The sequence below is a fragment of the Cupriavidus sp. D384 genome, from assembly GCF_001652915.1.
GTDB lineage: Bacteria > Pseudomonadota > Gammaproteobacteria > Burkholderiales > Burkholderiaceae > Cupriavidus.
On sequence record NZ_BBQI01000128.1, the window covers coordinates 83,543 to 95,486 of the forward strand.

12 protein-coding genes and 1 riboswitch are annotated in these 11,944 nt (G+C 68.5%); of the genes, 5 read left to right on the forward strand and 7 right to left on the reverse strand.

Annotation, left to right across the window (positions count from 1 at the left end; translation table 11 throughout):
• Positions 1 to 4: 4 nt before the first annotated feature.
• Positions 5 to 742, forward strand: coding sequence for an aspartate/glutamate racemase family protein (locus A9J21_RS28245; protein WP_066741680.1), 738 nt, complete (start codon positions 5 to 7; stop codon positions 740 to 742).
• A gap of 91 nt (positions 743 to 833) precedes the next feature.
• On the opposite strand, the gene A9J21_RS31235 is transcribed toward A9J21_RS28245, so the two are convergent.
• Complete coding sequence (locus tag A9J21_RS31235; protein ID WP_156546276.1) at positions 834 to 971, reverse strand: hypothetical protein; 138 nt, start codon at positions 969 to 971, stop codon at positions 834 to 836.
• A 187-nt stretch (positions 972 to 1,158) separates the two neighbouring features.
• Here A9J21_RS31235 and A9J21_RS28250 point away from each other — a divergent pair, with 187 nt between their 5' ends.
• Complete coding sequence (locus tag A9J21_RS28250) at positions 1,159 to 1,500, forward strand: DHCW motif cupin fold protein (RefSeq protein ID WP_066741683.1); 342 nt, start codon at positions 1,159 to 1,161, stop codon at positions 1,498 to 1,500.
• 38 nt (positions 1,501 to 1,538) lie between these two features.
• On the opposite strand, the gene A9J21_RS28255 is transcribed toward A9J21_RS28250, so the two are convergent.
• The 4 genes from A9J21_RS28255 to A9J21_RS28270 form a co-directional block, all read right to left on the reverse strand.
• A complete protein-coding gene (locus A9J21_RS28255; protein ID WP_066741686.1) occupies positions 1,539 to 2,846 on the reverse strand; it encodes a TolC family protein in 1,308 nt (435 codons plus the stop codon).
• Entirely contained in the window at positions 2,843 to 5,974 is a 3,132-nt protein-coding gene (locus tag A9J21_RS28260; RefSeq protein ID WP_066741946.1) for an efflux RND transporter permease subunit, read from the reverse strand. The genes A9J21_RS28255 and A9J21_RS28260 overlap by 4 nt, the downstream gene beginning before the upstream one ends.
• Positions 5,974 to 7,044: an efflux RND transporter periplasmic adaptor subunit gene (locus A9J21_RS28265; protein WP_082926663.1), complete on the reverse strand. Its 1,071-nt coding sequence runs from the start codon at positions 7,042 to 7,044 to the stop codon at positions 5,974 to 5,976. The genes A9J21_RS28260 and A9J21_RS28265 overlap by 1 nt, the downstream gene beginning before the upstream one ends.
• A 91-nt stretch (positions 7,045 to 7,135) precedes the next feature.
• Positions 7,136 to 7,597: a hypothetical protein gene (locus tag A9J21_RS28270; RefSeq protein WP_066741689.1), complete on the reverse strand. Its 462-nt coding sequence runs from the start codon at positions 7,595 to 7,597 to the stop codon at positions 7,136 to 7,138.
• A gap of 69 nt (positions 7,598 to 7,666) precedes the next feature.
• A riboswitch (yybP-ykoY riboswitch) is annotated at positions 7,667 to 7,811 on the reverse strand.
• Positions 7,812 to 8,045: 234 nt separating this feature from the next.
• Between A9J21_RS28270 and A9J21_RS28280 the strand changes: the two genes are divergently transcribed.
• Complete coding sequence (locus A9J21_RS28280; RefSeq protein ID WP_066741699.1) at positions 8,046 to 8,699, forward strand: alternative oxidase; 654 nt, start codon at positions 8,046 to 8,048, stop codon at positions 8,697 to 8,699.
• Positions 8,700 to 8,739: 40 nt separating this feature from the next.
• Here the strand turns inward: A9J21_RS28280 and A9J21_RS28285 are convergent, their stop codons facing one another.
• A complete protein-coding gene (locus A9J21_RS28285; RefSeq protein ID WP_066741952.1) occupies positions 8,740 to 9,948 on the reverse strand; it encodes an MFS transporter in 1,209 nt (402 codons plus the stop codon).
• Positions 9,949 to 10,104: 156 nt separating this feature from the next.
• Between A9J21_RS28285 and A9J21_RS28290 the strand changes: the two genes are divergently transcribed.
• Positions 10,105 to 10,602, forward strand: a complete 498-nt coding sequence (locus A9J21_RS28290; protein WP_066741701.1) for a helix-turn-helix domain-containing protein — start codon at positions 10,105 to 10,107, stop codon at positions 10,600 to 10,602.
• A 35-nt stretch (positions 10,603 to 10,637) separates the two neighbouring features.
• Entirely contained in the window at positions 10,638 to 11,426 is a 789-nt protein-coding gene (locus A9J21_RS28295; protein ID WP_066741705.1) for a helix-turn-helix domain-containing protein, read from the forward strand.
• A 10-nt stretch (positions 11,427 to 11,436) separates the two neighbouring features.
• On the opposite strand, the gene A9J21_RS28300 is transcribed toward A9J21_RS28295, so the two are convergent.
• Complete coding sequence (locus tag A9J21_RS28300; protein ID WP_066741955.1) at positions 11,437 to 11,919, reverse strand: RidA family protein; 483 nt, start codon at positions 11,917 to 11,919, stop codon at positions 11,437 to 11,439.
• Positions 11,920 to 11,944 lie beyond the last annotated feature (25 nt).

Genomic DNA, 11,944 nt, shown 5'->3' on the forward strand with positions numbered 1-11,944 from the left:
TCCCATGAACCTCCTGATCGTCAATCCCAACATCAGCGCGTCGGTCACCGACCTGATCCATGCAGAGGCCCGGCGCACCGCATCGCCGGACACGCGCATCGCCATGGCAACGGCCAGCTTCGGCGTGGCCTATATCGAAACCCGCTTCGAGGCGCTGGTGGGTGGCTACGCCACCGCGTGCGCGGCCGCCGAGCATGCCGGCACGTTCGACGGCCTGATCGTCGCCGCGTTTGGCGACCCCGGCCTGGCGGGACTCAAGGAACTGTTCGACGTGCCGGTGGTTGGCATGACCGAGGCCGCGCTGGCCAGCGCCTGCCTGCTGGGGCAGCGCTTCTCGATCATCGCGATCTCGCACCGCATCGAGGCGTGGTATCGCGAATGCGTGGCCGCGAACGGCCTGACGTCGCGGCTCGCCAGCGTCCGCTCGCTGCAATCGCCGCTGCGCGATATCGGCAGCGTGCAAGAGGACCACGCAGCCCGGCTTGAAGAGCTGAGCCTGCAGGCCGTGCGCGAAGACGGGGCCGACGTGATCATCGTCGCTGGCGCCCCGCTGGCCGGCCTGGCGCGCTCGTTGCAGGGCCGCATTCCGGTGCCGGTGGTCGACGGCGTCAGCAGCGCCGTGCGGCATTGCGAATCGCTGGTGGCGCTGCGCCCCGGCGGCGCACGCGAAGGCAGCTTTGCGCGGCCGCCACAGAAGACCCATGCAGGCCTGCCGCCTGCCGTGGCGCGCCTGCTGGCCTGAACCCGTCGCCAGCCTGCCTGACGATTCAACGCCTGACCGCGCCGTGCCAGTCAGGCGTTTGTCTTTTTTCGGGCGGGCTACACGCCATTCGTCAACGCAGGTCGGGAAAGTCTTCCTCCCAGTATTCGCCCGGCATGCGCGATGACTGATCCTCGCGCTCCATCTCGCGGCGGCGAAGTTCCACCCGCCGGATGACCGAGCGCCGGCCAGGCAAAGTCCCGGTACGCACGGTCGTAGTCCGTGCGGTGCTGCAACAGAAAATCCCTTGCTGCGATAAACGCTCCGGCTCCTGACGCAGCATCCTTCATCCTTGTCTCCTTGTTATGGCACTGCAGGTGCATTCCAGTATAGTCACCGGATTGCCTCCGGGAGCCGGCACGTCATGGCCGGAACGGGGCGCTACAGGAGACAGCAGCATGAAGATGGAAGCCTTTGCATTCGGCACCACCAACTGGGCAGAGGTCGAGCGGACCGAGCATCCCGGGGAAACCGGCACGGCCTGGTGGCGCACGCGGTATTTCGGTGAAAAGCCCGATCAGATCCGCGTGCGGATGGTGGAATACTCGCCCGGCTATCTGGCGGACCACTGGTGCCAGAAGGGACACATCCTCTTCTGCCTGGACGGCGAGCTGGAAACAACGCTGGAAGATGGGCGCAAGTTTGTGCTGACGCCCGGCACGAGCTATCAGGTCGGGGACAATGCCGAGCCCCACCAGTCCTATACGCGGATCGGCGCCAGGCTGTTTATCGTCGACTGATGACGAGGAGCCCGGCCTGACGCCGGGCTGCCCCGCACTCAAGGCGCCTCGAAGCGCGACTGCTCGTGCAGTTCCAGCCGCAGCTTCTGCTGCGCCTCCAGCGCATTGACCAGCGCGGCGCGCGCCGCCAGCGTGGTTTCGGCCAGGCCGCGGCGCACCACCAGCAACTGACCGATGCCGATCTCGCCCGCCGAATAGGCGCGCGCCGCGCGATCCGCGGCGCTCTGGTCCAGCGTCAACGCCGTCTGCTGGGCGCGCGCAGCCTGTTCCAGCCCGGTCACCGTCCTGGCGAGCACATCGAACTCGGCTCCTGCGGCCTGTTCCACGGCGGCACGGCGTCGCGCGGCGGCTTCGGCGTCAGCCGCCGTTGCCAGCGCGACGGATCGCCGATGCGCGGACCCCAGCGGCATCGAGATCGACAAGCCCGCAATGCGCTCCGCCCCACCCCGCTCCACCGTCACGAACGCGCCGACGGTCGGATCGGGCTTGCGCTCCAGATCTGAACGCCGTGCGGCACGGCTGGCTACCGCTTCATCCGCAATTGCCAGCCGCACGGCATGGCTGACATCGAGATAACGGACCCGGGCGCCCTCTCCCAGCAAGTCGCCTGCAGCGGCTGGCAGCAGCGTGGCAACCGGCGCGTCCGAGGGCATCACAGCTGGCAGGCCCAGCGCCGGAAAGCGCGCGCGCAGTTCCGCCTCCGCTGCGCCCTGGGTGGCCCGGGCAGCGGCCAATGCCGCTTCGGCGCGCGCCTGTTCGGCCTGGACGATTTCCAGGTCCATCGGCGCGGCATCGCTGGCACGCACACGCTTGCCGGTGGACGCCACCAGGTCGCCGGCAAGCGCCGCGCTGCGCGCCATGGCAGCAGATGACTGCCGCGCGCGCAGCACGTTGAACCACAGCACAAGCATCTGCTTCGATGTCTCGTGCTGTGCATCGTCCAGCGCGATATCACCCTGGTCGATGGTGGCATCGGCCAGCGCCGCATCCGCGTCGGATTTGCCCCACAGGCGCAGCGGCCGTTCGATGGCGACCTGGCCCTCGGCGAAGTTGTCGGACGGGTCGCGCACATGGCGGCGCTGCCCCGTGGCGCGCACCACGAACTCGGCCGTGCCAGCGCGAATGCCGCCGGCACGCGCACTGGCGCTGTCGCGGCGCGCCCGGGCTGCGGCCACGTCCGGCGCGGTGTCCAGTGCGGCACGAACGGACGCCACCGTCGGCAGGTAGCTGTCTTCCGTCATGGCAGGGATGTTCGATGTCCGGGCTTCCGCCGCGCAGAGGCCGGACGTCCACAGGCTGGCGGCCAGTCCGGCGCACAGTGTCAATTTCAGGTCTGTTGTGTTCATTGTTCCTGCCCTCCCGCTGCCACCACCTGCGCTTGAATATTGCTGGCGCGCTTCGGCATGCCGAAGCGCTCGAACAGCAGTGGCAACAGCAGCAGCGTCAGCGCGGTGGAAGTGACCAGTCCGCCCGACACCACGATCGCCAGCGGACGCTGGATCTCCGAACCCGGCCCACTGGCAAGCAGCAGCGGAATCATGCCCAGCGCGGTGATGCAGGCCGTCATCAGCACGGGGCGCAGGCGGTCCCTGACACCACGCTGCACCGCCGCCGCGATATCGAGCCCCTCCTCCAGCAGCGCATTGAAGTGCGACACCAGCACCACGCCGTTGAGCACCGCAATGCCCAGCAGCGCGATAAAGCCGACCGACGCCGGCACCGACAGGTACTCGCCCGAAATCCGCAGCGCGGCAATGCCGCCCACCAGCGCGAACGGGATATTGCCGATCACCAGCAGTGCCTGCCGCACCGAGCGGAACGTCAGCATCAGCAGCAGGAAGATGGCGCCCAGCGCCAGCGGCACCACCAACCCCAGCCGTGCGGCGGCGCGCTGCTGGTTCTCGAACTGACCGCCCCAGACGATGCGCAGGTCCCTGGGCATGCCGGGCAACGCGCCCACGGCCGCACGCGCGTCCTCGACAAACCCGGTCAGGTCACGCCCGTCGACGTTCACCTGCACGATGCCGAAGCGCGCGCCGTTCTCGTGGTTGATACGTACCGGCCCGTCCACGCGGCGTACCTCGGCCAGCGACGTCAGCGGCCAGGTCTTGCCGTCGGGCGCCGTTACCATCAGGCTGGTGAAGCTCTCCGGCGTCTGCCGCAGCGCATCGCTGCCGCGCAGCAGCAGCGGAGTGCGCACCACCCCTTCGGGCACGATGCCGATGCGCTCGCCTTCCACCTGCGCACGCAGCAGCGCCTGCAGCGCGTCGCTGGTCAGGCCGGCCCGGCCCAGCGCGGCCCGGTCCACGGCCAGCGTCAGGTACTGCACGCCGTCATTGCTGGCGGCAATGACTTCGGCGGCGCCGGGCACCTTGCGCATCCGCTCGGCAATCGCGGCAGACGCATGGTTGATGGCCGCCAGGTCGTTGCCGAACACCTTGATCGCCACGTCGCCGCGCGTGCCGGTCATCATCTCCGAGATCCGCATCTCGATCGGCTGGGTAAAGCTGTACATCACGCCGGGAAACCGCTCCATGACCTTGCGGATATCGGCGGCGATATCTTCTTTCGTGCCCCGCCATTGGGACTTCGGCTTCAGCACCAGGAACGCGTCGGTCTCGTTCAGGCCCATCGGATCGAGACCCAGGTCGTCAGACCCCATGCGTGCGACGATCGAGCGGATCTCGGGCACTTCCTTGAGCAGTGCCGCCTGCACGCGGCGGTCGATGTCGAGCGATGTCTCCAGCGACACCGACGGCGCACGCTGCATCTGCACGATCAGGTCGCCCTCGTCCATCGACGGCATGAACGTCTTGCCCACCGACGCATAGAGCGCCACCGCCAGCAGCAGTGCCGCCCCGGCCAGGCCGAACACCACGCGGGCGCGCCGCTGGCTCCAGGCCTGCAGCCGGTCGAAGCGCGCCGACACCCAGCGCATCAGCAACGGTGCATGCTCGTCATGCGCGCGCAGCAGCAGCGACGCCAGCGCCGGCACCACGGTCAGCGCAATCACCACGGAAGCGCCCAGTGCCAGCACGATGGTCAGCGCCACGGGTCCGAACAGCTTGCCCTCCAGCCCTTCGAGCGACAGCAGCGGCAGGAACACGATGGCGATGATCGACACGCCCGCCAGCATCGGCACGGCCACGCTGGACACGGCGTGCCGGATGATGGCCGGACGCAGCGCCGCATCGGTGTGCCGCGCGCTGGCCCGTGCCAGCCCCGATTCGATGTTCTCGACCACCACCACGGCTGCATCGACCAGCATGCCCAGCGCAATGGCAAGGCCGCCCAGGCTCATGAGGTTGGCCGTCAGGCCCACGTAGCGCATCATCAGGAACGTGGCGAGCAGCGACAGCGGCAGCGTGGCCGCCACCACCAGTGCCGCCCGCAGGCCGCCCAGGAACAGGTACAGCGTGACGATCACCAGCAGGCTGGCCTCCACCAGCGCGCGCACCACCGTATTCGCCGCCCGGGACACCAGTTCGCCCCGGTCGTAGAACACCTTCGTGGTCATGCCCTTGGGCAGGCTCGGCGCCAGTTCGTCGAGCTTGTCCTGCACGGCCTTGACCACCTTGGACGCATCGGCGCCGCGCAAGGCCAGCACCAGGCCCTGCACCGCCTCGCCCTTGCCGTCCATCGACACCGCACCGTTGCGCGTGGTGGCGCCCAGGCGCACGGTCGCCACGTCGGCCACGGTCACCTGGGCCAGCTGCGTCCTGTCGTCGCCAGCCGGCACGACGATGCGCCGCAGGTCTTCCAGGCCCCGCACGCCGCCTTCCACGCGCACCACCCAGGTTTCGTCGCCCTGCTCCACGCGGCCCGCGCCGTCGTTGCGGTTGTTACTCTCCAGCGCGTGCCGCAACTGCTCCAGCGTCACGCCGCGCGCGCGCAGCCGGGCCGGATCGGGGATCACCTCGTAGCTGCGGACTTCGCCGCCCAGCGCGTTGACATCGGCCACGCCGCTGACCGTGCGCAGCGCCGGGCGAATCACCCAGTCCAGCACCTGGCGGCGCTCGGCCAGCGTATGGGTGTCGCTTTCGAGCGTGAACATGAACATCTCGCCCAGCGGCGTGGTGATCGGCGCCAGGCCGCCCACCGCGTTGTCGGGCAGGTCACGCATCAGGCCGGACAGCCGCTCGGTGACCTGCTGCCGGGCCCAATATGGGTCCACGCCCTCCTCGAAGTCGACCGTCACGTCGCTAAGCCCGTACTTCGACACCGATCGCACGATGGTCTTCTGCGGAATGCCCAGCAGTTCCTGCTCGATTGGCGTGGATACGCGCTGTTCCACCTCCTCGGGCGTCATGCCGGGGATCTTGAGGATGACCTTGACCTGCGTCGGGGCGATATCGGGGAAGGCATCGATGGGCAGGTTGGCATAGGCCCACGCGCCCGCGAACGCCAGCACGGCGGCCGCGATCAGCACCAGCACGCGCTGTCGCAAGGCAATATCAACGATCCTGGCCAGCATCATTGGCCTCCGACCAGCATGCCCTTGAGCGCGCCGATGCCCGTCACGGCCACCCGGGCGTTGGCCGGCAACGCGCCACGCACCGTGGCAAAGGCATCGTCGGTGGCATCGACCGTCACTGGGTGGTAGACCACACCGTCCTTGACCGCCACGAATACCCCGGCCTTGCCCTGCGTGTAGGTCAGCGCAGCCACCGGCACGCGCAGGCGCACGCCGGACTGGCTTGCCGCGCCCGATCCCAGATGGACGACCACGCCAACGCTCTCGCCCGCCTGCAGGCTGCCGCGCGTATCCAGCGTGGCGCGGATGCGCACCGCGCCAGTGCCGTCGCTGGACGGCACCACGCCGGCCACCTTGCCGGCCGCGCCACGCTGGCGCACTTCCACGCGCTCGCCGCCACGGATCGTTGGCACGTCACGGCCCACCAGCAGGTCGAGTTCCAGGGCATCGGGATCGACGATGCGGAACAGCGGCGCTGACGCATCGACGCGTGTACCCGGCACCGCGTGGATCTCGGCAATCAGCCCGTCGCGGCCCGCCACCATGCGCGCTTCGCCACGCGGGCCCACGCCGATGCCGGCCGCCGCCATTTCGGCCTCGCGTGCCCGCACCGCCGCGGCGGCTTCGCGCGCACGCGCCTGGGTGGTCTCCCAGCGGCTGCCGGCGATGATGCCGTCGTCATGCAGCTGGCGGTCGCGCTTGAGCGCCAGCTGGGCCAGTTCGGCCTGCGAGCGGGCCTCGGCCAGCGCACGGCTGGCTTCGAACATCTGCGGGCTGGCAAACAACGCCAGCGGCTGGCCCTTCTTCACGGACTGGCCGATGGCGACCAGCACCTGCGACACCATGCCCGGATACGGCGCGGCCACCACGAACTGCGCGTCCGGACGCAGCACCACACGCGCTGTGGTGCCGATCTCGATATGCGCGGCGTTCTCGGCGGCCGCGAAGCGGATACCCAGTGCCTGGGCCTGGGCGGCGCTGAGCGGCAGCGTACGTGCCTGGACGGGGGCGATACAGGTCAGCGCCGAAACCGCAAACGCGGTCAGCGCCAGACGACGACGGAAAGACATTCCTGACTCCGAAACAATGCGAGTGAAAGCCGCACGCCGCCTTCAAGTTTGCAGGCGTGCAGGGACACCGGTCAGCCCGGTGGGGGCGCGGTCAGGAATACAGAGGGGGGGCGTGTGCGGGCGGCGGGTGGCTGCTGCCGCCACGCCAGCGCAGCCGGTGTGGGATGGCGGCGCGTACCAGTGGCCAGGCCACCCATGCGGCCAGCACCAGCAGCACGGCGCACAGGGCCAGCAGGGCCTCGATCATCGACGGATCGACATCGAGCCCCGGCCCGGCGTGGCTCAGGCCTTTTTCGACATCGATCGAGAACGGCTCGTCATCGGCGTGGGGCACGGCCTGGGCGGCGGAAGCGGCCGGTGCAGCTGCGTCGGCACCAGCCTGGGCCTTGCGCTCGTCGAGCACGATCCGGAACAGACCCGGCATCGGGATATCCAGATGGAAACCGGTCTGGTGCGGCGTGCCCATGTGGGCATGCAGCAGCGGACCCAGGCACTGGATCACGATCAGGATTGTCAGGAAGCCAAATCTGGCGAAAGGTAAAAGGCGCCCCATGGCGGTTCGAATGACAAGGTTGGGGCTGGCGGAGTTCGCGACCAATGACTCTATCGTCCAGTGCCAGCCCCGGCTGGTGGACGTAAAGTCAAAGGTCTCGCGAAACGGGCTTCGATCGCCGAAACCGGTTGCCGGCGCCATGGCTTGTCTGGCCAAGTATGTTGACGACGGCGCCCCCGTGGTTGGAGGCAGGCTACTCCCCTAAGACGGAGCGAATGCTAGCACGGCTTGCGTGGCACTGCCACCGCGCCGCAGGCCGGCCCATCCGCCCCATCCGGCTGATTTCCCGACCAACCGGTAATCGCACAAGCCGCGGTTGCGAGGCAGCAAATCGTCTTGTAGACGTTTCTTTAAAGTTGTATCTTGAATGCATGTTTAAGAGAGACGGCTCGGCCACCCGGCTCTCCTGGATCCCAGCAATCGCAACGCTCATCACATCGGAGCCATCATGCAAGCCCCCACCCACACGCCGGCAGACCTGGACGTTCATCACAATGTCTCGGGCTTCTCGGACCGCGTCGCCCTGGCCATCACCATGACGCTGCGCTTCTTTGCCGACACCTTCTTTGCCAAGCGCTATGGCAACCGTGCCATCGTGCTGGAAACCGTGGCCGCCGTGCCGGGCATGGTCGGCGGCATGCTGGTGCACCTGCGCTGCCTGCGCTGGATGGTGGCCGACGAAGGCTGGATCCGGACGCTGCTGGACGAAGCCGAGAACGAGCGCATGCATCTGATGACGTTCATCCAGATCGCCAGGCCCAACTGGTTCGAGCGCGTGGTGATCCTGCTGGTGCAGGCGGTCTTCTTCGTGGCCTACTTTGTCCTGTACCTGGTGTCGGCTCGCACGGCGCACCGTCTGGTGGGGTACTTCGAGGAACAGGCGGTCATCAGCTACACCCTCTACCTGGCTGAAATCGATGCGGGCCGCGTGGAAAACGTTCCCGCCCCGGCCCTGGCCATCGAATACTGGAACCTGCCTGCCGACGCCCGGCTGCGTGACGTCGTCCTGGCCGTACGCGCCGATGAAGTGGGCCACCGCGACGTGAACCACGGCTTTGCCAACGCCCTGACCAGCGGCGAAACCATCAGCCAGGCCGTATAAGCGATATCAAGCGCTTCGCCGCAAGACCGGAAAGCCCGCCTCAGGCGGGCTTTTTGCTGGTCATCGCGCAGGAGTGGTCGGGCCTGGCGCCTGCCGGGGCCTTGCGCGTTGCAGCCCAGAACACCAGTGCCGCGACGCTCACCGCCGCGCCCAGCGCGCATACGGCACGCCATCCGCCCGCCGCATATGCGGCAGTAGTGCCGATGGCGCCCAGCCCGCTGCCCACGGCATAGAACAGCATATACATGCCGATAAGCCGGCCCGGCGCATCGGGGCGTGTCCGCACGATCATGCTCTGGCTGGTAACGTGCAGCGCCTGCCCGGCGGCATCCAGCAGCACGATTCCCACGGCCAGTATCCACAGCGACGTGTGCAGTTGCGCGAGCGGCCACCATGAAAGGATCAGCAGTGCCAGCGCCACCACGGTCGTGCGCTGTCCATGTCCGCCATCCACCCACTTGCCGGCCCGCGCAGCAGCCAGCGCACCCACCACGCCCACCAGCCCGAACGCGCCGATGGCCGTATGCGGCAGCGAGTAGGGCGGCGCGCTCAGCGGCAGCACCAGCGCGCTCCAGAAAATATTCAGCGCGGCGAACATCAGCAGCGCCAGCATGCCCCTGACCCGCAGCGTGCGCTCGTGGCGCAGCAGCGCGAACATCGACAGGATCAGTTGCGGGTAGCCCACGCGCGCGTGCGGCGGCGCAAGCCGTGGCAGGCGCGTCCACAGCAGCACGCCCATGACAAGCATCAGCAGCGCCGCCAAAAGGTAGACCCAGCGCCACCCCGCAACGTCGCTGACCGCACCGGCAAACACCCGCGCTGTCAGCAGCCCCACGAACACGCCGCTCTGGGCCGCCCCGACCACCCGCCCCTGCTCGTGCGCCGACGCCGCGCTGGCGGCATAGGCCAACAGGCCCTGCGTCATCGCCGTACCCAGCAGGCCCACCGCCAGCATGCCCCCGAACAGCGCCGGCAGCGTCCGCGCCGTGGCAACCGCCACCAGTGCAACCAGCAAAGCCACCAGCTGGGCGCGCATCAGCCGGCGCCTGTCGACGAGATCGCCCAATGGCACGACAAACAGCAGCGCCAGCGCACTGCCCACCTGGGTCATCGCCACCACGCTGCCCACCACTGCCTGGTCAATCCGGAAATCGGCCGCCAATGCGTCGAGCAACGGCTGGCCGTAGTAGACATTCGCCACGCTGAACCCGGCCGATGCCGCAAACAGGGTGACCAGGCCCCTGGCCATGCCCGGCCCGCGCGGCAGCGCCCCCTTCTCGATGCGTGATCCTTCCGGCTGTCCATCCGATGTCATGGCGTCCTCATCTAGTTTCAAAATAAAACCAGTTGAATGCTAGGGCAACCAGTTTTAAAATGCAACCGGACCCTCCCGTACCCCTGCCTCATGCCAACGTCCGCGACACCCTCGACACGCACCACCCCGCAGCAGTCCGAAACCTGCCCGGTTGCCAGGTCTCTCGATGTGGTGGGCGACCGCTGGTCGCTGCTGATCGTGCGCGACGCCTTCGACGGCGTGCGTCGCTTCAGCGATTTCCAGCGCGGCCTGGGCATGGCGCGGAACATCCTGGCCGACCGCCTGCACAAGCTGGTGGAAGCCGGCGTGCTGGAATTGCAGGCCGCGTCTGACGGTTCGGCCTACCAGGAGTACGTGCTGACCGCAGCGGGAGAAAGGCTGTTTCCGGTGGTGGTGGCCCTGCGCCAGTGGGGCGAGCGGCACCGGTTCGGGGCCGGCGAGCGCCACTCCACGCTGGTCGACAGGCGCACCGGCAAGCCCGTGCCGCCCATGCAGCCGCTGGCGAAGGACGGCACCGCCATCCGGCCTGCCGATACCGAAGTCCGCAAGCTCAAACAGGACATCGGCCCGGATCGGACCGGCGTATGATCGAGGACATCGCCCTGACTGGCGGAATGCCCCCAATGACCGACCGCCCTCACCTGTCCCCCAAACTGCATCTGACCGCCACGCATGGCTTTGCGCTGCATAACAGCCGGCAGCCCGCGTTCCGGCGCGAGTGGCACGAGCATGACTGCGGCATGCTGCTGTGGCCACGCCAGGGCCGGCTCAAGACGGTATGGGATGCCCCTGGGAAGGCTTCGGAGCCAGCGGCGGCGGTGGCGGGTTCACGCCAGGCCGCCACGCTGGTGCGCGGGGCCGCAGTGCTGCTGCCGGCGTCAACCTCGCACCTGACGGCGTCCGAGCATCGACAGCAGCAGCACGGCGAACTCTATCTGCCGCCTGACCGCATGCCCGCCCTGCGCTATGGCGCGATCCACCTCGACGGGCCCACGGTTGCCATGCTTGAAGCGTTGCTGGCGCCCAACCTGTCCACCGCGAGCGCGTCGTGGCTGGTGCGCGCCATCGTCGAGCAGATCGTCACGAGCCGGCCAATGGCGCTGCCGGACGAGCCCGCGTCGATGGCCCACCGCATGGTGCGGCGTTTCACGCAGGCGCTGGAATGCGACCAGCCGCTGCCATCGATCGATGCCGTTGCCAGCGAACTTGGTGTCGCGATACGTCAGTTGCAGCGCGCATGCCAGATCGAGTACGGCACCACGCCCGTGGCGATCCGGCGGCGCGTGCTGGCGGGCCACGCCAAGGCGCTGATCGCAGCCGGCCATTCGCCAGCCAGCGTCAGCGTGCAGCTTGGCTTTGCTTCCAGCGGCCATTTGCACCGGCTGTTGCGCGAGGTTCAGGAGCAGGCGTAGGCGCCCCTGCTCACGCGTTGCCGACGATCGCTTCAACCTCGATCTCGGTCCAGGCGCAGTCCGGCAGGCTCGACACGCCCAGCGCGCTGCGGGCAGGCAGCGGCTGATCGGGAAACGCCACGCGCAGCACGGCCGATGCCGCATCGAGCACCGCCGGATGGCGGGCGAAGGTGTCCGTGGCGCGGATAAATCCACGCAGGCGCACCACCTGGACAACGCGCGACAGTTCGCCGCCGCATGCTTGCCGCAGCGCCGCCAACGCGTTCAGCATCGACACCTCCGCTGCTTGCCGGGCCGGTGCCAGGTCGTCATCGGTGCGGCACTGTCCGGACATCGCCACGCCATCGCGCCGGCAGACCTGGCCGGAAATCGACACCCATTGCGCATTGCCAGCCGGTACTGCGCAGAACGGCGCGTAGTGGCCCCGAGGCGCCGACACCGGCGGCAGCGCCAGGCCCGCGGCAGCCAGCCGTGCTTCCGGCGTATCCGGCATGGACGGCCTGCCCTCTGCCGTCACC